This window comes from Hydrogenophaga sp., assembly GCF_022844385.1.
Lineage (GTDB): Bacteria > Pseudomonadota > Gammaproteobacteria > Burkholderiales > Burkholderiaceae_C > Hydrogenophaga.
This window is the reverse complement of the sequence record NZ_JALHLX010000046.1, coordinates 1-20,976: the sequence shown is the minus strand read 5'-3', so window position 1 is coordinate 20,976 and position 20,976 is coordinate 1. Positions and strand designations below refer to the sequence as shown.

The 20,976-nt window shown below is 67.9% G+C and carries 19 protein-coding genes and 1 pseudogene; 11 read left to right on the top strand and 9 right to left on the bottom strand.

Annotation, left to right across the window (positions count from 1 at the left end; translation table 11 throughout):
- From Q0C59_RS10100 to Q0C59_RS10080, 5 genes and pseudogenes are all read right to left on the bottom strand, one after another.
- Positions 1-278: pseudogene (locus tag Q0C59_RS10100) on the bottom strand (chlorophyllide reductase subunit Y); the annotation flags it as partial.
- Positions 279-295: 17 nt separating this feature from the next.
- Positions 296-1,306, bottom strand: coding sequence for a chlorophyllide a reductase iron protein subunit X (locus Q0C59_RS10095; protein WP_291214754.1), 1,011 nt, complete (start codon positions 1,304-1,306; stop codon positions 296-298).
- Positions 1,306-2,268, bottom strand: a complete 963-nt coding sequence (gene bchC, locus Q0C59_RS10090; protein WP_291214751.1) for a chlorophyll synthesis pathway protein BchC — start codon at positions 2,266-2,268, stop codon at positions 1,306-1,308. The genes Q0C59_RS10095 and bchC overlap by 1 nt, the downstream gene beginning before the upstream one ends.
- 32 nt (positions 2,269-2,300) lie before the next feature.
- Positions 2,301-3,518: a methyltransferase gene (locus Q0C59_RS10085; RefSeq protein ID WP_291214749.1), complete on the bottom strand. Its 1,218-nt coding sequence runs from the start codon at positions 3,516-3,518 to the stop codon at positions 2,301-2,303.
- Positions 3,519-3,531: 13 nt separating this feature from the next.
- The gene (locus Q0C59_RS10080) at positions 3,532-4,443 is read right to left on the bottom strand and encodes a polyprenyl synthetase family protein (RefSeq protein ID WP_291214747.1); all 912 of its coding nucleotides are present in this window, start codon (positions 4,441-4,443) and stop codon (positions 3,532-3,534) included.
- A gap of 290 nt (positions 4,444-4,733) precedes the next feature.
- Between Q0C59_RS10080 and ccmA the strand changes: the two genes are divergently transcribed.
- The 9 genes from ccmA (at position 4,734) to ccmI (ending at position 11,758) form a co-directional block, all read left to right on the top strand.
- On the top strand, positions 4,734-5,357 hold the full coding sequence (gene ccmA / locus Q0C59_RS10075) for a cytochrome c biogenesis heme-transporting ATPase CcmA (RefSeq protein WP_291214744.1): 624 nt from the start codon (positions 4,734-4,736) through the stop codon (positions 5,355-5,357).
- 50 nt (positions 5,358-5,407) lie between these two features.
- Entirely contained in the window at positions 5,408-6,073 is a 666-nt protein-coding gene (gene ccmB / locus Q0C59_RS10070; protein WP_291214756.1) for a heme exporter protein CcmB, read from the top strand.
- Between the two features lie 4 nt (positions 6,074-6,077).
- Positions 6,078-6,836, top strand: a complete 759-nt coding sequence (gene ccmC, locus Q0C59_RS10065; RefSeq protein WP_291214741.1) for a heme ABC transporter permease CcmC — start codon at positions 6,078-6,080, stop codon at positions 6,834-6,836.
- Positions 6,833-7,006, top strand: a complete 174-nt coding sequence (ccmD, locus tag Q0C59_RS10060) for a heme exporter protein CcmD (RefSeq protein WP_291214738.1) — start codon at positions 6,833-6,835, stop codon at positions 7,004-7,006. Before ccmC ends, ccmD begins: the two co-directional genes overlap by 4 nt.
- Complete coding sequence (gene ccmE, locus Q0C59_RS10055; RefSeq protein ID WP_291214736.1) at positions 7,003-7,482, top strand: cytochrome c maturation protein CcmE; 480 nt, start codon at positions 7,003-7,005, stop codon at positions 7,480-7,482. Before ccmD ends, ccmE begins: the two co-directional genes overlap by 4 nt.
- Positions 7,479-9,494: a heme lyase CcmF/NrfE family subunit gene (locus Q0C59_RS10050; protein ID WP_291214733.1), complete on the top strand. Its 2,016-nt coding sequence runs from the start codon at positions 7,479-7,481 to the stop codon at positions 9,492-9,494. The genes ccmE and Q0C59_RS10050 overlap by 4 nt, the downstream gene beginning before the upstream one ends.
- Positions 9,491-10,015, top strand: coding sequence for a DsbE family thiol:disulfide interchange protein (locus tag Q0C59_RS10045; RefSeq protein WP_291214731.1), 525 nt, complete (start codon positions 9,491-9,493; stop codon positions 10,013-10,015). The genes Q0C59_RS10050 and Q0C59_RS10045 overlap by 4 nt, the downstream gene beginning before the upstream one ends.
- 76 nt (positions 10,016-10,091) lie before the next feature.
- A complete protein-coding gene (locus tag Q0C59_RS10040) occupies positions 10,092-10,508 on the top strand; it encodes a cytochrome c-type biogenesis protein (RefSeq protein WP_291214729.1) in 417 nt (138 codons plus the stop codon).
- The gene (gene ccmI / locus Q0C59_RS10035) at positions 10,505-11,758 is read left to right on the top strand and encodes a c-type cytochrome biogenesis protein CcmI (RefSeq protein WP_291214727.1); all 1,254 of its coding nucleotides are present in this window, start codon (positions 10,505-10,507) and stop codon (positions 11,756-11,758) included. The genes Q0C59_RS10040 and ccmI overlap by 4 nt, the downstream gene beginning before the upstream one ends.
- Before the next feature lie 21 nt (positions 11,759-11,779).
- Here ccmI and bchO read toward each other — a convergent pair whose 3' ends face one another.
- The 4 genes from bchO to hpnC all read right to left on the bottom strand — a co-directional run bounded on the left by bchO (position 11,780) and on the right by hpnC (position 16,661).
- Positions 11,780-12,685, bottom strand: coding sequence for an alpha/beta fold hydrolase BchO (bchO, locus tag Q0C59_RS10030; protein ID WP_291214725.1), 906 nt, complete (start codon positions 12,683-12,685; stop codon positions 11,780-11,782).
- A gap of 10 nt (positions 12,686-12,695) precedes the next feature.
- Positions 12,696-14,516 (bottom strand): magnesium chelatase subunit D, encoded by a 1,821-nt coding sequence (locus tag Q0C59_RS10025; protein WP_291214723.1) that lies wholly within the window; start codon positions 14,514-14,516, stop codon positions 12,696-12,698.
- Positions 14,517-14,540: 24 nt separating this feature from the next.
- On the bottom strand, positions 14,541-15,572 hold the full coding sequence (gene bchI, locus Q0C59_RS10020; RefSeq protein ID WP_291214720.1) for a magnesium chelatase ATPase subunit I: 1,032 nt from the start codon (positions 15,570-15,572) through the stop codon (positions 14,541-14,543).
- 129 nt (positions 15,573-15,701) lie between these two features.
- Positions 15,702-16,661, bottom strand: coding sequence for a squalene synthase HpnC (hpnC, locus tag Q0C59_RS10015; RefSeq protein WP_291214717.1), 960 nt, complete (start codon positions 16,659-16,661; stop codon positions 15,702-15,704).
- A gap of 118 nt (positions 16,662-16,779) precedes the next feature.
- Between hpnC and Q0C59_RS10010 the strand changes: the two genes are divergently transcribed.
- Together Q0C59_RS10010 and Q0C59_RS10005 are read left to right on the top strand one after the other, a co-directional pair.
- A complete protein-coding gene (locus Q0C59_RS10010; protein WP_291214715.1) occupies positions 16,780-17,889 on the top strand; it encodes an efflux RND transporter periplasmic adaptor subunit in 1,110 nt (369 codons plus the stop codon).
- A gap of 7 nt (positions 17,890-17,896) precedes the next feature.
- The coding region (locus Q0C59_RS10005) for an efflux RND transporter permease subunit (protein WP_291214712.1) at positions 17,897-20,976 on the top strand (3,080 nt) is incomplete at its 3' end.

Genomic DNA, 20,976 nt, shown 5'->3' with positions numbered 1-20,976 from the left:
ACGCAGCAGGCCGAGCCGCTCAAGATGGTGGCGGTGCGGCGCATGCGCAGGCCCACCCGCAGCGAACCGAAGGCCGGGCACATGCTCTGCGGCTGGTCGTGCGGGCCGGCGTTTTCGCGCTTGGGGTAGTCCGCCGCGTACTGCGCCAGGATCTCGCTCTTGCCGGCCGACTTGGCCGCCGCCAGCAGCGTCTCGCCGCCGGCGTGGCAACCCATGCCATCGCCTTCGATGGCGGTGGTGGCCTTCGCGGGGATGATGGGGATGGTGGTGCCGCTCATGGTGTGTTCTTTGAAAATCAGACTTCGTCGTACACAACTTCCAGCGTGGGCTTGCTGGTGTCGGTCTTGCCGCACATGTCGAACTGGGTGGCGGGCTCCAGCACCACGTCGCGGCCCACGGCCGAGGCGGAGAACAGACCCAGCAGTTCGTCCTGTGTCATGGGCTTGGGGCGCATGGGGGTGGAGTTGCCCACGTTCTCGGCGAGCTGGGCAAACATGGGGCCCCAGACCGATTCGGGGCGGCCGATGATTTCGTAGCTGGCGCTCTTGCGGCGGATGTCGTCGTCGGCCGGGATCACCGAGAGCACCGGGATGCCGACCGCTTCGGCGAAGTTCATCGCCTCGCCGGTGCCGTCGTCGCGGTTGATCACCATGCCGGCCACGCCGACGTTGCCACCGAGCTTGCGGAAGTACTCCACCGCGCTGCAGACGTTGTTGGCCACGTAGAGCGACTGCAGGTCGTTCGAGGCCACCACGATGACTTTCTGGCACATGTCGCGGGCGATCGGCAGACCGAAACCGCCGCACACCACGTCGCCCAGGAAGTCGAGCAGCACGTAGTCGAAGCCCCACTCGTGGAAGCCGAGTTTTTCCAGCAGTTCGAAGCCGTGGATGATGCCGCGACCACCGCAGCCGCGGCCGACCTCGGGGCCACCGAGTTCCATGGCGTAAACACCGTCGCGTTTGAAGCAGACGTCGCCGATGGCCACCGCTTCACCGGCCAGCTTTTTCTTCGACGAGGTTTCGATGATGGTGGGGCAGGCGCGGCCACCGAACAGCAGGCTGGTGGTGTCGCTCTTGGGATCGCACCCGATCAGCAGGACCTTCTTGCCTTGCTGGGCCATCATGTAAGAGAGGTTGGCGAGCGTGAAGCTCTTGCCGATGCCGCCCTTGCCGTAGATCGCAATGATCTGGGTTTCCTTCTTCACCTCGCCGGTGTGCACCGGTGCGGGTTCGATGGCGGCTTCGGCGCGCAACTGCTCCATGAACTTCGCGGACTGCACTTGGGTGACGGGGATTGCGTTCATCAGTTTCTCCAGTCCAGGACCATCTTCAGACACTGCGGATCGCCGAAGGCGGCCGCGTAGGCGTCGCTTGCGCGGGCCGGGGTTTCGGTGTGGGTGATCAGGCCGTCCAGGCACAGGCGCCCGGTCTGCACCAGCTGCGTCACGGCCACGAGGTCGGCGCGTTTCCATTCGGCGGCGGCGCGGATCTGCGCTTCGCGCATGAAGGCCGGGGCAAAGGCAAACGAGATGTCGTTTTTGTAGAAGCCGGCGAGCACCACCTCGCCGCCCTTGGCCAGGCGCGGAATCACCTTGTTCAGGATGTCGGAATCGCCGCTCACGTCGTAGATCGCGCGGTAGTCCTTGCGCGTGTCCTCAAGGGGGTCGATCACGCTGTAGCCCTCGGCGCCCACGCGGCGTGCGGCTTGTGTTTCCCATACCACCGGGGCGGGTGCGCCGGCGGCCACCGTGAGGCGCGCGAGCAGGCGGCCCATGACACCGTGGCCAATGATCAGATCGGGCGGGGTGGCCGGTGCGCGGCTGCCGCCGAAGGTGACCGAGTGGTAGGCGGTGGCGGCCAGGGCCAGCAGCACCATCTGCGAGCCCAGATCGTTGTCCAGCTTGACCACGCGGTCGTGCGACACCACCAGGCGCGAGCCAGCACCGCCGAAGAGGTTGTGCACACCCTCGAAGCTGTAGGACCCGGGCACGAAGACCTGGTCGCCCAACTGGATGCTGTTGTGGCCGTGGCCGCAGTCACCTTGTGTGCGGACCACGCGGCCCACCGTTTCGTAGCCGGGGACCAGCGGGTAGCCCATGCCGGGGAAGGGCGGCATGCTGCCGTCCCACAGCAGACGCTCGGTGCCGGTGCTGATGCCGCTGTACTCGATTTCAACGTCGAGGTCGCCGTCGGTGAGGCTGCGAAGTTCCAGAGACCGCACCGACAGGTTGCATGGGCTCTGGAAAACGATGGCTTGGGCTTGCATGATGTGTATTAAAGAGTTGACATCAAAAAGTGTCAAGACAAAGTGACACTATTTCCGGAGCTCGCGGGTAAACCCCTACGGTCGTCCCGAGATTTGCGGCCGAGCAGCAGCTGCGCATGCAGCGGCATGGCGTTCGGCACACGCTCGATGTGGGTGAAGCCGGCGTCTGCCATCAGGGCGGTCAGCTCGGCCGGCGTGCGCAGGCGCCCCGAGCCCATGGCCATCAGGTAGAAGTGGAAATACGGGTCGCTGGGCTCCGGCGCACCACCGGCCCGGGCCATGGGCTCGGCCAGCAGCAGCGAGCCGCCCAGCGGCAGGGCATCAAAGATGGCGCGCAGCACGGCGTGCACGTCGCCATCGGGGTGGTCGTGGGCCACCCGCACCAGGGTGACCAGATCGGCGCCGCGTGGGAGGGCGTCTTTGGTGAAACTGCCGCCATGGGTGCTGATGCGATCGCTCAAGCCCTGGCGCTGCACGTTCCCGGCAGCCAGCGCGGCCACGGGGGGCAGGTCGAACAGTTGGAGTTGCAGGTGGGTGTGGCGCTGCGCCAGGGCGCTCACCCAGCCGCCCATGCCGCCGCCCACGTCAAGCACCACGCGGTGTTCGGCAAACGAATAAGAAGTCAGCAACTCTTCGATCACGAAGCGCTGGGAGGTGGACATCAGGGATGAATAGCGGGCGAACTGGTCCACCGGTGCCGGCGCCTGCGGGTTGCCCGCCGGGTCTTCGGTGTAGGGCCAGTACGCATGCATGCGGGCGGCGTTCGGGTCGCGCAGCAGGGCCAGCGGGTCGCGCATGTCTTCATAGAGCACGGCGTTGTGTTCGATCATGTCGCGGATGCCGGCGTGTGCGGCCACCGGCGCGCCCATGGGTCCCAGGCCATAGCGGCCCGAGCCGCGCTGCTCCAGCAGGTGCAAGGCCACGGCCGAATCGAGCAGGCGGGCGATCTGGGCCGTGGGCAGTCGGCACAGCGTGGCCAGTTCGTCGGCGGTGCGCGGGGCGTGCAGCACGTGCTCGAACAACTTGAGGCGCACGCAGGCCAGCAGCACCTGAGAGTGCACGAAGCCGGCCATGAGATCGAACAGCTGCGCCGAGCGGCGGCGCACCAGCCAGCGGGTGAACACGCTGCTGCTGGCCCAGCGGTTGAGCGCGGGGCTGGTCATCCATTGATCGATGCGGCTGGCCAGGCGGTCGCGCCACGAGGGCGGCGGTCCGTCCGACATCGGCTTGAGGGCGTCCAGAGCGGCCATGGTGAAAAAACCTTCAGGCGGCCAGACGCACGGCGGGGTGGTCGGCCGTGCGTTGCAGTTCGATGCGGTCGCAGGTGCTTTGTGGAATCAAGCGGCGCGACTCGTGCAGCACCAGCTGGCGCATGGCCGTGCGGCTCTGGCAGGCGGGCACGGAGTCGATGGCGGCCTGCATGAGGCCGTGGTAGTGGTCGATGGCGCCCACGAGGCCGAGCGCTGCGGCCGCACTGGGCCGGCCGTGCTGCGCGTCTTGTCCGGCGGGCTTGCCCAGTTCGTCGGCCTGCATCAACACGTCGCGGATGTCGTCGGCGATCTGGTAGGCCTCGCCCAGGCACTCGCCCAGTGCCCGCCAGCCTTCGGGGTCGGCGCCGGCGGCCTGCGCACCGGCGCAGGTGGATGCCACGAAGAGGGCACCGGTCTTGGCGCGCTGGTACTGACTGAGGTCGACGCGGTTCTCACATTCCCAGGCTTGCCCGGCCACGATGCCGTCGGGTGCCCCGGTGCCGATGCACACGGTCTCGATCAAGCCGGCCAGTCGGTGGGGATGCAGGGCGCCTGCGCGGGCCAGGATTTGATAGGCCATGACGATCAATGCGTCGCCGGTGAGCAGGGCCAGCGGTTCGCCGTATACCTTGTGCACCGTGGGCTGGCCCCTGCGTGTGTCGGCGTCATCGAAGCAGGGCATGTCGTCGTGCACCAGTGAGGCGCAGTGCAGCAGCTCGATGGCCATGGCGGCGGCGTTGGTCAGCGCAGGGGCGTCTTCGCCGCAGGCAGCCGCCACGGCCAGGCAGAGTTGGGGGCGGATGCGCGCGCCGCCGGGGAACACGGCGTGGCGCATGGCGGCCATCAAACGGGGTGGGGCACTGGGGCTGCTGGCCTGGGTCAGCTCGTGATCCAGCGCGGCTTGTATGCGAGTCATCATGTCCATGAAAGCCCCTTGACCGTGGTCGGAATGTCATCAATGCGTGACATCACTAGGTGTCAATCTAACATGACAGTCGAGATTGTCAAAGGGTCTTTTCTTGTGCGGTGCACACAGGAAATGTGGACACCGACGCATCGGAAATGCCGTCGACGGCCACTCGAAGTCCATACGTGCCATGGGTTTTTCCGGTTTGTTCGTCAAAACGTCTGGTGCTATAAGTGTCACGTCAAGTTGACATGCGAGTTTTGAGACACACCGGTGAAACCCCCGACGTTCTGCACGAAAGTGCTCCCATGACCGCCACACTGGCCCTGAACCAGGTCAGCTGCGTTCGTGGTGGGCGCAGCTTGTTCAGCGGCCTGGACCTCCAGTTGCCCGGCGGCCAACTGCTGCGGGTGGCGGGTGCCAATGGCGCCGGCAAGACCAGCCTGCTGCGCCTCATGTGTGGCTTGCTCAGCCCCACCGAGGGCCAGGTGCTGTGGCGCGGCCAACCGCTGGCCGCGCAGCGCGAGCAGTGGGGACGCGACCTGGTGTACCTGGGCCATGCCGCTGCGCTCAAGGACGATCTCTCGCCGCTGGACAACCTGCTCACCGCCTGCACCCTGGGCGGGCAGGCGGCCCATCGGGCGGGCGCGCTGCAGGCCCTGGCCGATGCCGGCCTGCGCGGCTTCGAGCGCACGCCCGCACGCCGCCTCTCGCAAGGCCAACGCCGCCGCTGCGGACTGGCCCGGCTGGTGCTCGCGCGCTCGTCACTGCTGTGGGTGCTCGACGAACCTTTCAACGCGCTCGACACCACCGCCACTGCATGGCTCGAAGGCCTGATCCGCGCGCAGTTGCTGCGCGGCGGCTCGGTGGTGCTCACCAGCCACCAGGGCGTGGCGCTCGACGACACGCCGCACCAGGTGCTCAGCCTGTGAACACCCACGTGGCCGCACACCCGACAGCTCCCGCCCCGCCGCAGGGCTGGCTGGAGGGCTTTCGCTGCGTCTTCCAGCGCGACCTGCGCATCGCCCTGCGCCGGCGCACCGACTCGCTCGCAGCAGTGGTGTTCTTCGTGATGGTGGTGAGCCTGTTTCCGCTCGGCGTGGGGCCGGAGCCCGCACTGCTGCGCACCATGGCGCCGGGCGTGGTGTGGGTGGCAGCCCTGCTGGCCTGCACGTTGCCGCTGGCGCGCCTGTTTGCCGACGATCTGCAGGACGGCACGCTCGAACAACTGCTGCTTTCCACCCACCCGCTGCCCATGCTGGTGCTGGGCAAGATCGCCGCGCATTGGTGCGGCTCGGTGCTGCTGCTGGTGCTGGTGTCACCGCTGCTGGCGCTGCAGTTCGACCTCTCGACCTCTGCCACCGGCGTGCTGCTGCTCACATTGCTCATCGGTTCGCCGGTGCTCAGTCTCGTGGGCGCGATCGGCGCGGCGCTCACGCTGGGCCTGCGTGGCGGGGGGGTGCTGATGTCGCTGCTCACGCTGCCGCTGGTGATCCCGGTGCTGATCTTCGGCGCGGGCGCGGTGGAAGCGCACACCGCCGGGCTGGGTGTGGCCGGGCACTTTTCGCTGCTCGGTGCCTTGCTGCTGCTGAGCCTGTTTGCCGCGCCGCTGGTGACCAGCGCCGCCTTGCGCATCTCGATGGAGTGACCCGATGCCTTCGACCAAGTCCGTCTCGATCAACTGGTTTCACTACGCCGCACCGCAGCGCTTCTACCCGCTGGCCGGAAAGCTGGTGCCGTGGTTCGGCGCGCTGGCCGTGGTGCTCACGGCCATCGGCCTCTATATCGGCCTGTGGGTGGCACCCACCGACGCACAGCAGGGCGAGGCCTACCGCATCATCTTTGTGCACGTGCCCACCGCCTGGATGTCGATGGTGGTGTACCTCGCCATGGCCACCTGGGCGGCCATCGGCCTGGTGTTCAACTCGCGCCTGTCTTCGATGATGGCCACCGCGCTCGCGCCCACCGGCGCGCTCATGACGTTTCTGGCTTTGTGGACCGGCGCACTCTGGGGCAAACCGACCTGGGGCACCTGGTGGGTGTGGGACGCGCGGCTCACCTCCGAGCTGGTGCTGCTGTTTCTCTACATCGGCTTCATGGCGCTGCACAGCGCCATCGACGACACGCGCCGCGCCGACCGCGCCGCCGGCTTGCTGGCCATTGTGGGCGTGGTCAACCTGCCCATCATCTATTTTTCGGTCGAGTGGTGGAACACGTTGCACCAGGGCGCCTCGGTCAGCTTCACCAAGGCCCCCAGCATGGCCACGCCCATGTTGATGGGCATGCTGGTGATGGCGCTGGCCTGCTGGATGTACTGCATCGCCGTTTCCCTTGCGAGGGTGCGGCTCATCATGCTCGAGCGCGAACGCCATGCGCCCTGGGCGCAGAAGGCACTGGGGAGCCTCACATGAACAACCTGGGTGAATTCCTGGCCATGGGCGGCTATGGCCTCTATGTGTGGGGCTCGCTGGGCATGTGCGCGGCGGTGGTGGTGGCCGAGCTGATGGTGATCCGGTTTCGCCGGCGGCTGCTGGCGCAGGAAGTGGAAGACGAACGAGCACCCGAGGAAACAGCCGCATGAAGCCACGCAACCGCCGACTCGTCGCACTCGCTGTGGGCCTGCTCACGCTGGGCGCTGCCACCGCCCTCGTGCTCAACGCCTTCAACAGCAACCTGGTGTTCTTCTTCAGCCCCACGCAGGTGATGGCCAACGAGGCGCCGCGCGAACGCAACTTTCGCGTGGGAGGCCTGGTGGAAGAGGGCAGTGTGATGCGGGAGCCGAAAGGTCTCACCATCCGCTTCAACGTGACCGACACCGCCAAGAGCATTCCCGTCACCTACACCGGCCTGCTGCCCGACCTGTTTCAGGAGGGCAAGGGCGTGGTGGCCCAGGGCAAGCTGGGTTCCGACGGCGTGTTCCGCGCCGACCAGGTGCTGGCCAAACACGACGAAAACTACATGGCGCCCGAAGCCGCCGAGGCCTTGAACCAGGCGCGCAACGCGAAAGCCATGCCCGGGCAGACCTCGCTCGTGCTGCCCCCAGGAGCACAACCATGATTCCCGAACTCGGTCATTTCGCCGCCTTGCTGGCGCTGGTCATGGCGCTGGTGCAAAGCGTGTTTCCGCTGGTGGGCGCGCACCAGGGCCGCAGGCACTGGATGGCACTGGCGCGCCCGGCGGCGTTCGCGCAGTTCGCGCTGCTGGTGGTGTCGTTCGGCTGCCTCATGCACGCCTTTGTGGTCAGCGATTTTTCGGTGCTGCTGGCCGCGCAAAACTCGCACACCAGCGCACCGCTGATCTACCGGATCACCGCGGTGTGGGGCAACCACGAAGGCTCCATCTTGCTGTGGAGCCTGATCCTGGCGGGCTGGACGCTGGCCGTGGCCATGTGCTCGGATCAGCTTGACGAACCGATGCGTGCCCGCGTGCTCGGCATCATGGGCGTCATCAGCGTGGGCTTTCTGCTTTTCACCCTGCTCACCTCCAATCCCTTCGAGCGGCTGTACCCGGTGCCGCTGGATGGCAAAGACCTCAATCCCTTGCTGCAAGACCCGGGCATGGCGATTCACCCGCCCATGCTCTACATGGGCTACGTGGGCTTTGTGGTGGCCTTCGCGTTTGCTGTGTCGGCCCTGCTGGCCGGCCGGGTGGACGCGGCCTGGGCGCACTGGTCGCGCCCCTGGACCACCGCGGCCTGGTGTTTCCTCACGGTGGGCATTGCGCTGGGCAGCTTCTGGGCTTACTACGAACTGGGCTGGGGCGGCTGGTGGTTCTGGGACCCGGTGGAAAACGCGTCCTTCATGCCCTGGCTGGTGGGCACAGCGCTGATGCATTCGCTCTCGGTCACCGAGAAACGTGGCGGCTTCAAGCTCTGGACGGCGCTGCTGGCCATCCTCGCGTTTTCACTCTCGCTGCTGGGGGCCTTCATCGTGCGCTCCGGTGTGCTGAGCTCGGTGCACGCGTTTGCCACCGACCCTGAACGCGGCCTCTTCCTGCTGGTGTTTTTCACCATCGTGGTGGGCGGCTCGCTTACCTTGTTTGCCTGGCGCGGACCCAAGGTGGGCGGCGGCGGCGCGTTTGAAATGCTCTCGCGCGAAAGCCTGCTGCTGGCCAACAACGTGTTGCTGGTGGTCGCCGCCGCTGCCGTGCTGCTGGGCACGCTGTACCCGCTGCTGATCGATGCTCTGGGCATGGGCAAGCTGTCGGTGGGTGCGCCGTATTTCAACGCGGTGTTTGTGCCGCTCATTGCGCCCGCCTTGTTCCTGATGGGCGTGGGGCCGCTGGCCCGCTGGCGGCAGGCCTCGCTGGGTGATCTGGCGCACCAGTTGCGCTGGGCCGCGGGGGTGAGCGTGGCCAGCGCGGTGATTGCGCCGCTGGTGCTGCAGCGCTGGAGCCCGCTCACCGGCCTGGGCCTGTTGCTCGCTGTCTGGGTGGCGAGCACGGCGGTGCTCAACCTGGTGCAGCGCCTGCGCGCGCACCCGGCGTCGGCCTGGGTGGCGTTTCGGGCCCAGCCGGGCAGCTATCTGGGCATGTTGCTCGCGCACTTCGGTGTGGCGGTGTTCATCGCCGGTGTCACGGTGGTGAGCAGTTACCAGACCGAAAACGACGTGCGCATGGAAGTGGGCCAGACCGCCGAGGTAGGCGGCCACAGCATCCGGTTTGACGCGATGGACCTGGTGCAGGGACCGAACTACACCTCGGCCCGCGCCACGCTCACCGTGAGCCAGGACGGTGAGTTGGTCGCGGTGCTGCACCCCGAGCGGCGCATCTACACCGTGAGCCGCACAGCCATGACCGAAGTGGCGATCGACCGCAGCGTGATGCGTGATGTGTATGTGGCGCTCGGCGAACCCGTGAGCGAGACCGCTTGGAGCGTGCGCCTGCACCACAAGCCGCTGGTCAACTGGATCTGGGGCGGTTGTCTGCTGATGGCGCTGGGGGGCATGCTGGCTGTGATGGACCGGCGTTACCGCGTGAAAAAGGTCCCTGGTGTGGCACCTGCACCGAGGGCGGCGGGAGGCAAGAATCCGGCCCTGCCGGTGTTGACGACCAAGGGCGCGCGCTCATGAAGCGCTATTTGTGGCCACTGGCCATCTTTGTGGTGATGCTGGGTTTCCTGGGCATGGGCCTGCAGCTCAACCCGCGCGACGTGCCGTCGCCGCTGATCAACAAGCCGGTGCCGTCTTTCCGCCTGCCCACGCTGGCTGCGCCCGACACATTCGTGGCGCCCGACGATCTGCGCGGCCACGTGTGGCTGCTCAACGTGTGGGCCTCATGGTGCGTGGCCTGCCAGCAGGAACACCCCGTGCTCATGGACCTCGCAAAAACCAGTGCCGTGCCCTTGATCGGACTGAACTACAAGGACCAGCGCCACCTCGCGTTGACCTGGCTCGGCAAACACGGCAACCCGTACAAGACCACGTTGTTCGACATGGATGGTCGGGTCGGCCTGGACTTCGGCGTGTACGGCGTGCCCGAGACCTACGTGATCGACAAACAGGGCGTGATCCGCCTCAAGTTCACCGGCCCGGTCACGCCCGAGGCGGTACGCGACACGCTGCTGCCCCTGATGAACCAACTCGGGGCCTGAGTCCATGCGTTTTTTGCTGATGACTGTGATGTTGTCCTGGGCTCTCGGGCCGGGCGGGGTGGCTGCACAAGCACCGATGGGATCGACAGCCCCACCGCTGGCCGCCGACCCGGCACTGGAAGCACGCGTGCTCGTGATCGCCGAAGAGCTGCGCTGCCTGGTCTGCCAGAACGAAACCATTGCCGCCTCGCAAGCCGACCTGGCCAAAGACCTGCGCCAGCAGATCCGAGAACAACTCACACAGGGCCGGACGCAGGCAGAAATCCTCGACTTCATGGCCCAGCGCTACGGCGACTTCGTGCTTTACCGGCCACCGTTGAAATTCAGCACCGTGCTGCTGTGGGTCGGGCCGTTTGTGTTGTTGCTGGTGGCCGCCGGTGTTCTGTTGATGAACATCCGCCGGCGCGACCCGCTGACTGAAAATGCGCCGCTGACCCCGGCAGAACTGCAGCGCGCGCAGCGCCTGCTCGACGACGCCGGAGGCGCGCCATGACTGTCTTTTACGCGCTTGCGCTGGCACTGCTGGCGCTGGCTTTGTGGCCTTTGCTGTCCGTGCTGTGGCGCTCGCGTTCGGGGGCTGTGCCGACGATGCCGCAGCAGGCCAACCTCGCGCTGCTGCGCGAGCAGCGTGCGCAGCTCGATGCGGAGTTTTCCGAAGGCAAGCTCACACCCGCAGAGCTTGAGCAGGCGCGTGCCGAGCTGGCGCGCCGCGTGCTTGATGAATCGGCACCGCTGGACCAGCGCGTGCGCGCCACCCACCGCAATGCCACTGCCACCGGTCTGCTGCTGGCCGTGCCCGCGCTGGCCATCGGCCTGTACGTCTGGCTCGGTGAACCCGATGCGGTGCGCTTCGAGGCCGAGCTCGCCCGGCAGGAGGGTGCGTCCGATGGTGACGTCGACACCATGGTCCGCCAGATGGCCCAGCAACTCCAGAGCCGCCCGCCGGGGCAGGCGGCCGACGCACCCGCCTGGGCCATGCTGGCGCGCGCGCACGCCAGCCGCCAACGATTTGCCGACGCCGACCAGGCCTACCAGCGCGCGCTCGAACTCACGCCCGACAACCCCGACCTGCTCGCCGACCGTGCCGACTTGCTGTCGCTGTTGCAAGGGCAGAGCGCCAGCGGTGAGCCCATGCGCCTGGTCAACCGCGCGTTGCAAATCGACCCCGGCCACCCCAAGGCGCTGGCGCTGGCCGGCAGCGCGGCTTACGGCCGGCAGGACTTCGTGGCGGCCCAGGCGCTCTGGCAGCGCGCGCGCGCGCGCGCTGCGCCGGGCAGCCCGTTTGACCAGGGCCTGCAAAGCAGCCTGGAAGCGGCACGCGCGGGCATCGCGTCGCAACCCGGCGGCGCGGCGCGTCTGGCGGCAGCGCCTGCCGACCCCGCACCGGCCGCCACCAACCACCCCGGCGTGCGTGGGCAAATCACCATCGCACCCGAGTTGCAAGGCCAGCTGGCGGCTGGCGACACCTTGTTCGTGTTTGCGCGACCGGTGCAGGGGCCGCGCATGCCGCTGGCCGTGTTGCGCGTGGCGGCCACGTCGGGGCCCGTCCCGTTTGCGCTCGACGACAGCCTGGCCATGGCGCCGGAGCTGCGGCTCTCGATGCACGAACAGGTGGTGGTGGAGGCGCGCATCAGCCGCACCGGGCAGGCGCTGCCGCAAAGCGGTGACCTGCAAGGCACCAGCGGCCCGGTGGCGAGCAACAGCGCGCAGCTGCAGATCAGGATCGACAGCGTCGTGCCCTGACGTTCGTCGGGTCAGACGCTGTCAGGCCCGGGCGTCGAAGCGCTCGAAGATCAGCCGTGCCACGGTGTCGGGCTGCTCCTCGTGGGCGAGGTGCCCGAGCCGGTCGAGCTGGATGTATTTCGCGTTCAGCTCGGGCGACAGCCGGGCCATCGCGCGGGTGGCCTGTTCGGGCGGCACGGTGCGGTCGCGTTCACCCACCACCAGGTCCAGTGGTACCGCCAGCGCCGGCAGGTCGCGCCAGAGTGCGGGCAGGTCCCAGTTGGCCATCATGCCCAGTGCGCCCGCAGCGTGTCCCGGGTTGGCCACCAGCCGCTGGTACAGCGCGGTGCCTTCGGCGTCCAGCGTGGAGCCGGTGCTCTGCAGCAGCCGCTGGAGCACGGCCGGCTCCCGCGCGTGCCAGGCAAACAGCCGCGGTACGAAAGGTGTCGAGGCCATGAGTTTGGCCACTGGCGAAAAAACCTGACCGGCCAGGCCTCCCAAGGGCATGAGCGCGGCGTTGAGTCCGAGCACCGAGCGCGGTTTGGCGAGGCCGTCCAGGCACATGCGCACCGCCACCGCAGCACCCGCCGAGTGCCCCACCAGCATGGCCGGGCTGATGGCGAGTTTCTGCAGCAGTCCGTGCACCGCCCGTGCCATGCCGGGCAGCGAGAGCTGGGGTGAACCCACGCCGCCGGGCGGCATGCCGGTGAAGGCGTGGCCGGGCAGGTCCATGGCCACCACCTCGAAGCGTTGCGTGAGCAGCGGTGCCAGGTCGCGCCACGAGTGGGTGGAGGCGCCGGTGCCGTGCAGCAGCACGAGGCAGGGACCATCGGGTGGGCCCGCAAAGCGTTGCACGTGCCATTGCAGGCCGGCCGCCCGGACAAAGCTGCTGAACTCGCGGTGCGGCCACTGAGCCCCGTCGCGTGTCCAGTCGAGGCCTTGGCTCATGGAGCGACGCTCAGCGGGTGCCCGGCAGCGTGGCCAGGCGAACGGCCTGGGACAGGCCGGCCGCGCCCGCATGCGGCAGCGGCACGCAGGCCGCACCCATGCGCTCGGCCATCACCCGGGACGCTTCACCCGGTTGGGACGAGGTGTCGATGAGCAAGGCCGACAGGCCGGCGAGGCGAAAGGCGTCGGCCGCTTCCAGCGCATCTTCGGTGGCCCGTGCCCGGCCGTGCCGACCATCGCGGGCGACGTTGGCCCGGCCATCGGTGAGCATCACCACGATGGGCGTTTCGCCGGCGCGCCCGATCTGCGCTGCCAGCTCACGCGCGGCTTCAATGCCCGCGGCCAGCGGTGTGCCACCGCCTCCGGGCAGCGCGGCCAGACTGCGCTTGGCGCGTGCCAGCGAGCGTGTGGGCGGGAGCAGCAGTTCGCAGCCGTCGCCGCGAAACGCCAGCACCGCCACCTTGTCGCGCCGCACATAACACTCGGCCAGCAGCAGCTCCACCGCACCCTTGGCTTCGGCCAGGCGGTGCAGCGCCGCAGAGCCCGAGGCGTCCACCACAAACAGCGTGGTGGTGGGCCGGCGCTGGCGAAACCGCACCACGTGAAAGTCTTCGCGCCGCACCTGGATGCGTTTTGGGCCATCAGCTTTTTGTTGGCGCAGGCGTTGCCACGGTGCTGCTGCGCGCAGCGTCTCCAGAATGTGCAGCCGGGCGCCCGAGCGCGGCTCGGCGCGCCTCGTGCCCACGGGGCGGCCGCGGTTCTGGTTTTTCATGAGCTCGCCCGAGCGGCCTGCCGCAGCAGCGCGCGCCTGCCGGGCCTGGCCCATTTGCAAGGCGGCGAGCAAACCCGGCGGAATGGCTGCGCGCACCGCTTCGATCAGTCGGTCGTCCAGCGCACCGGGCGCTTCTTCTTCGTCGGGTGTGTGGTCCGGTTCGTCCTGCGGCGCCTCGGGCGGTGGTGCGTCCTGCGCGTCGTCTTCGTCGGGGGTGGGTTCTTGCGCGTCCGTCGGCGGTGGTGTGTCGGCGGTTTCTTCGGCCGGTGGTGCAGGCACGCGCGTGGCACGCGGTGCCAGCACCAGCCGCGCGGCGAGCGAGGCGTGGACCTCTTCCGCCTCGTCCATGCCGGAGAGCGCCGCGGCAGCGCGCGCCACGCGCACCGCGAGCAGCGGCGCGCGCATGGAGTTCACGCCCCACACCAGCGAGGCCGCGCACAGCGCCTGCACCACGCTCTCGGGCACGATCACCTGCGACAGGCGAGCGCGTGCCTCGGCGATCTCGGCGCGCGTCCAGTCCACCGGCGCATCGTCGTCTGACCCGGCGGCTTGCAGCGGCAGGTGAAAGGCCACGCGGTCGAGCAGGGTGGCGGGCATCTGTTCTTCTTCGCCATCCCCTTCGTCCAGCGCCACCAGTGCCACGCGGGCGGGGCGGCGTTGGGTGAGGCCGTCGCGTTCCAGTGCCACCACCTGGGTGTCGAGCACGGCCGCGAGTTGTGAGGCCACGCCGGCGCCCACGCGCTCGGCCATGGCCAGCAGCAGCACGCCGCCGTCGCACCGCGCGAGCAAGCCTTGTTGCGCCACCGGGCGCCCGGCGTGCAGGGTGGCGGCGAGGTCGAGCCCGCCGAGCAGGGCCGCGTCGGTGGCGTGCAGGGGCACGCGGTGCATGGGGGTGCTGGCGGGCAAGCCCTCGCGCAGCAGGGTCAGCCAGGCGTCGCGCAAGGGGCCAGCGGCTGCGCGCAACGCCACGCCGCCCAGGCCGGCCGGGTCCACCGCCAGCAGGGCGGCCACCAATGCGGCGTCGGCGTTGGGAACCGGAGAAGAGAAGGCGTCGAGCATCGGTGGTGAGCCCGAGACCCGCGCTCAGGCGCCCATCAGCTCGGCCACGGCGCGGTCGACCCGGGCCGTGGAGCCGGCGTTGTCCAGCGGGTTGCGGCGCAGGCGGTGGCGCAGGGCGGGGCCGGCCACGCGCTTGAAGTGCGCGTCGGTCACGGCGGCGTCGCCCTGCAGCGCGGCCATGGCACGCGCGGCGCGAATGAGTGTGAGGTCGCCGCGCAGACCGTCGGTGCCCAAAGCCATGCACAGTGCCGCGGCGCGTTGGCGCGCAGCGTCGGTGATCTCGACGTCGTGCAGGCGCTTGCGCGCGGCCACGATCTTGCGGCGGATGCGTTCGTCTTCCTTCTGCCAGCTTGTGATGAAGGCCTCGCGGTCTTGCTCGAAAGCATCGCGCCGGCGCACCACCTCCACGCGCTCTTGCAGCAGTTCGGGTGTTTTCACCTCCACCGACAGACCAAAGCGGTCCAGCAGCTGCGGGCGCAATTCGCCTTCTTCGGGGTTGCCGCTGCCGACCAGCACGAAGCGGGCCGGGTGACGCACGGACAGGCCTTCGCGCTCCACCACGTTTTCACCGGAAGCTGCCACGTCGATCAACAGATCGACCAGGTGGTCTTCGAGCAGATTGACCTCGTCGATGTAGAGGAAACCGCGGTTGGCCTGGGCCAGCAGGCCGGGCTCGAAGGCCTTGACACCTTGCGAGAGCGCACGCTCCAGGTCGAGCGCGCCGACCACGCGGTCTTCAGTCGCGCCCAGCGGCAAATCGACCACGGGCACGGGAATGAGGTGGGTCTTGGGGGGCGGCTGGTCGGGTGCGCGCAGCGTGGCGCAGTCGGCGCAGCGGCTCGCGGGGTCAGCCGGATCGCAGCTGTAGCGGCACCCGTTCACCGCCCGCATTTTCGGCAGCAGGGCAGCCAGTGCCCTCACCGCGGTGGACTTGCCGGTGCCCCGGTCCCCGAGGACCAGAACACCTCCGATGGAGGGATCGATGGCGGCGATCAGGATCGCCGTTTTCATCTCGTCTTGACCAACTATCGCGGAGAAAGGGAATGCCTGTGCCATGGAAAATCAGTATGGCACAGGGCCTGCGCCCTCCACCCCAGAGCTTGTACGGGGGGCGCGGCTTTCAGTGGCTTTTCAGCGACTCGCGCACCCCACGTGTCACCTGAGTGATGTGATGCTCGCGGGACTTCACATCCACAGCGCGCGCCAGGCCAGCCGTGGCAGGTCGGCGCGTTGCAATGTCACGCGCGTCTGCCAGCTGCGGTGGCCGTTCTCTTCTATGGCGTCCAGGATGCGCAAGCCGCCTTGCACCACCAGCCGCAGTTCCCAGCCCGCGCGGCCGGGCACCCGCCGCGCCAGCGGAGCGCCCAGTTGCATGAGGCCGCGCGCATAGGCGCAGAGCTCGGCCACCACGGCTTGTCGATCGGGGGTGTCCTCCAGTGAGGCCTGTTCGAAGTCGGCCACCTGCAGGCCATGGCGCCGCAAGGTGTCGGCCGGCAAATAGCAGCGCCCGTTGGGCAGGTCGCGGCTGATGTCCTGCCAGAAGTTGATGAGCTGCAACGCACTGCAGATCTGGTCGCTCTGTTGCAGCGAACGTGCGTCGTGCACGCCGTACAGGTGCAGCAGCAGGCGGCCCACCGGGTTGGCCGAGAGGCGGCAGTAGCCCAGCAGCTCGTCGGTGCTCCCGTAACGGTGTTGCTGTTCGGTGTAGCGCACGTCCTGCTCGAAGGCGCTCAGCAGGTCGTGCAGCAACTGTCCCGGGAGCTTGTGGCGCGCGATCGCCAGGCCCAGCGGGCCGAACACCGCCGGCCAGCGCTCGGGCGCGGGCACGACGGCGCCGCCGTCGGCACGCTCGATGCAGCGTGTCAGCTCGCTGCGGTAGGCCGCCAGATCCGCCAGCCGCTCTCCGGCGTCGGCCGTGCCTTCGTCGGCGATGTCGTCTGCCGTGCGGGCAAACCGGTAGATGGCCGCGACCGCGGGTCGCAGCCGGGGCGGGCACAACCACGAGGCCACGGGGAAGTTTTCATAGTGGCCGACGCCCGGGCCCAGGGCACCCAGCGCGCTCGGGCTCACCGATGGCGCCGCCTCGGCCTGCGCGGCGGGGCGGTGGTCTGGCGGGGGCGGGCTGGCGGTCGTGGGCTGCGTCATGAATTGAAAGGGATTTTCGTCGGTTATTTTGATTACTAACCGGTCAGTCAGTAATATACGGGCCTTGTTGGCGCGTGCTCTGGCCGCGCCCATCCATTTTCACAACGTCCCGACCGCCATGAAAACGCCGCATTTTGTCCTGATCATGACCGCCACGCTCGCCTTGGCGGCTTGTTCGCCCGCAACGGCGCCCACCGAACCCATCCGGTCGGTCAAGTTGATGACGGTGGGGATCAGTACCCTGGGCGCCCAGGCCGAGTACGCGGGGGAGGTGCGCGCCCGCACCGAGTCCCGGCTGGGCTTTCGGGTCGGGGGCAAACTGGTGCAACGCCCGGCCCAGGTGGGACAGCGTGTGAGCGCCGGCGCCTTGCTGGCGCAGCTGGATGCGCAAGACCTGGCCCTCTCCAGCCAGGCCGCCCAGGCCCAGGTGAGTGCGGCTCAGACCCAGCGCGACCTGGCCGCGGCCGACCTCAAGCGTTACCAGGACCTGCTGGCCCAGGGGTTTGTGAGTGGTGCCGAGATCGAGCGACGGCAGGCGACCCTGCAATCGGCCGAGGCCACGCTGCGTCAGGCGCGAGCCCAGGGCGCGGTGCAGGGCAACCAGGCGGGCTATGCGCGCCTGTTGGCCGATGGCGCCGGCGTGGTACTGGCGGTGGATGCCGAAGTGGGGCAGGTGGTGGCGGCGGGTTCGCCGGTGGTGCGGTTGGCACTGGACGGCCCGCGCGATGTGGTGTTTGCGGTGCCTGAGGATCGCCTGGCCACGCTGAAAACCGGCCAGGCCGCGCAGGTGCGCCTGTGGTCCGGCGCGCCGGGAGGTGCTGCCGCGCCGTTGAATGCGGTGGTCCGTGAGGTCGCGGCCAGCGCCGATCCGCTCACGCGCACCTACCAGGTGAAGCTGTCCTTGACCGAGGGCGCCACCGCGCCGCTGGGTGCCACCGCTTATGTGAAGCTGGCGCCGCCCACCGGGGCACCGACCGCAGCGATCAAGCTGCCGACCTCGGCGCTGATGCGATCTGAAGTTGGCGACCGCAGCGGCAGCGCGGTCTGGGTGTTTGACGCCGCCAGCAGCACGGTGCAGCCACGTCCGGTGGTGGTGGCCGGTGCCGACGGCAACGAGATGCTGATCGCCTCGGGCCTGAAGCCTGGCGAGGAGGTGGTGGCCGCGGGCGTGCATGTGCTCTCACCAGGCCAGAAGGTCACGCGCTTTGCCGGCGCGGCCACGAAGTGAGGCCCGCATGAGCTCGTCCGACTACGCATCTGCCGACCAGGCCGCTTCCTGGGTATCCCGTTTCAACCTCTCGCAGTGGGCGCTGGACCACCAGGCCTTCACCCGCTATCTCATGATCGTGCTGATGCTGCTGGGCGTGGCGGCGTACTTTCAGCTCGGCCAGGACGAAGACCCGCCGTTCACCTTTCGCGCCATGGTGGTACAGGCCTATTGGCCCGGTGCCACGGCCGAGCAGATGGCCGAGCAGGTTGCCGACCGCATCGAGAAGACGCTGCAGGAGGTGCCCTACGCGGACAAGATCCGCAGCTACTCGAAGCCCGGCGAAACGCTGGTGATCTTCCAGCTGAAAGACTCCTCACCCGCAGCCGAGGTGCCGCAGATCTGGTACACGGCGCGCAAGAAGATCGGCGACATGCAGCGCACGCTGCCGCAGGGCGTGGTTGGGCCGTTTTTCAACGACGAGTTTGGTGATGTGTACGGCGTGATCTACGCGCTGCAGGGCGAAGGCTTTTCGTACGCCGACAAGAAGCTGGTGGCCGACAACGTGCGCCAGCAGCTGCTGCGTGTGCCCGACGTGAGCAAGGTGGAGCTCTTCGGTGTGCAGGACGAAAAGCTGTTCATCGAAATTTCGCAAAAGCGCCTGGCGGTGCTGGGGTTGAACCTGCAACAGGTTTTTGACGCCCTCGGACAACAAAACGCCGTGGCCTCGGCCGGCGCGGTGCAGTCGCCACACGACGTGGTGCAGGTGCGCGTGGGCGGCGCTTTCAACTCGGTGGAACAGTTGAATGCCATGCCGATCCGCGCGGCCAACGGCACGCAGATCCGCCTGGGCGACATCGCCGAGATCGGTCTGGGCTATGTGGACCCGCCGCAGGTGCTGGTGCGCCACAACGGACGGGACAGCATCGGCCTGGGCATCTCCATGGCCAAGGGCGGCGACATCATTGCGCTGGGCAAGGCGCTGAAAACCACGGTGGCCGGTATCGAGGCCACGCTGCCCGCGGGCATGGTGCTGGCGCAGGTGCAGGACCAGCCGAGCGCCGTGACCAAGAGCGTGAACGAGTTCGTGACGGTGCTGATCGAGGCGGTGGTGATCGTGCTGGCGGTGAGCTTTCTGGCGCTGGGCCTGCACAAGCGTGCGGGCAGCAAGGGCCTGCGCGGCTACACGCTGGACATGCGCCCGGGGCTGGTGGTGCTGATCACGATCCCGCTGGTGCTGGCCATGACCTTTCTGGCCATGAATTACTGGGGCATCGGGCTGCACAAGATCTCGCTGGGCTCGCTGATCATTGCCCTGGGCCTGCTGGTGGACGACGCCATCATTGCGGTGGAGATGATGGTGCGCAAGCTCGAAGAGGGCTACAGCATGGTGCGCGCGGCCACCTTCACCTGGGAGGCCACGGCCATGCCCATGCTCACCGGCACGCTGATCACGGCCGCTGGTTTTCTGCCCATCGGCCTGGCCAATTCGGTCACCGGTGAATACACCTTTGCCATCTTCGCGGTCACCGTCATTGCCTTGCTGCTGTCGTGGATCGTGGCCGTGTTCTTCGTGCCGTACCTCGGTGTGCGCCTGCTCAAGGTGAAGCCGCACGTGGGCGATGTTCATGAAGTGTTCGACGGTCCGTTCTACGTGCGGTTTCGCGCTCTGGTGGACTGGTGCGTGCACCACCGCTGGATCACCATCGGTGCCACTGTGCTCACCTTTGTGCTGGGCGTTGTCGGCATGGGCCAGGTGCAGCAGCAGTTCTTTCCGGACTCGAGCCGGCCCGAGATTCTGGTGGACATCTGGCTGCCCGAGGGCAGCAGCATCCGGGCCATGGACGAGGTGACGAAGCGGCTGGAAGCCCGTATGACGGCGGAAGAGGGCGTGACCAGCGTGAGCACCTGGGTGGGTTCGGGCGTGCCGCGCTTCTATTTGCCGCTGGACCAGATCTTTCCGCAGACCAACGTGTCGCAACTGATCGTTTTGCCGAAAGACCTTAAGACGCGCGAGCGTTTGCGCAAGGCGCTGCCGGCCCTGCTGGCGGCCGAGTTTCCCGAGGTGCGTGGCCGTGTGAAGCTGCTGCCCAACGGGCCACCCGTGCCGTATCCGGTGCAGTTCCGTGTTGTCGGGACCGACCCCACGCAATTGCGCACGCTGGCCGACGAGGTGAAAGTGGCGATGCGTGCCAACCCCAACATGCGCGGTGTGAACGACAACTGGAACGAATCGGTGAAGCGGTTGCGGCTGGAGGTGGACCAGGCCAAGGCGCGCGCGCTGGGGGTGTCCAGCCAGTCGATTGCACAGGCCGCGCGCACCCTGCTCAGCGGCAGCACGGTGGGCCAGTACCGCGACGGCGACAAGCTGATCGACATCGTGCTGCGACAGCCGCTGGACGAGCGCAGTGCCATCACCGATCTGGCCAACGCCAACCTGCCGACCAGCAACGGGCAAAGCATTCCGTTGCTGCAGATCGCCCGTCCGGTGTTCGACTGGGAAGCCGGGGTGATGTGGCGCGAGAACCGCGATTACGCGATCACGGTGCAGGGCGATGTGGTGGAGGGTCTGCAGGGCGCCACGGTCACGGCGGAACTGCAACCGGTGCTGAAAACGATCAGCGATGGTTGGGCCGCGCAAGGCTTGTCGGACTACCGAATCGAGGTGGCAGGTGCGGTGGAAGAAAGCAGCAAGGGCTCGGCTTCGATCGCCGTGGGCATTCCGCTCATGCTCTTCATCGTCTTCACGCTGTTGATGCTGCAGCTGCAGAGCTTCAGCCGTTCGGTGCTGGTGTTCCTCACAGGGCCCATGGGGCTGGCGGGTGTGGCGGGTGCCCTGTTGTTGTTGAACCGTCCGTTCGGTTTTGTGGCGCTGCTGGGCGTGATTGCGCTCATGGGCATGATCCAGCGCAACTCGGTGATCCTGATCGACCAGATCGAGCAAGATCGCGCGCGCGGCGTTCCGGCGTGGGATGCGGTGGTGGAGTCTGCCGTGCGGCGGATGCGACCCATTGTGTTGACGGCTGCTGCTGCGGTGCTGGCGATGATTCCCTTGTCACGCAGTGTGTTCTGGGGGCCGATGGCGGTGGCGATCATGGGCGGGCTTGT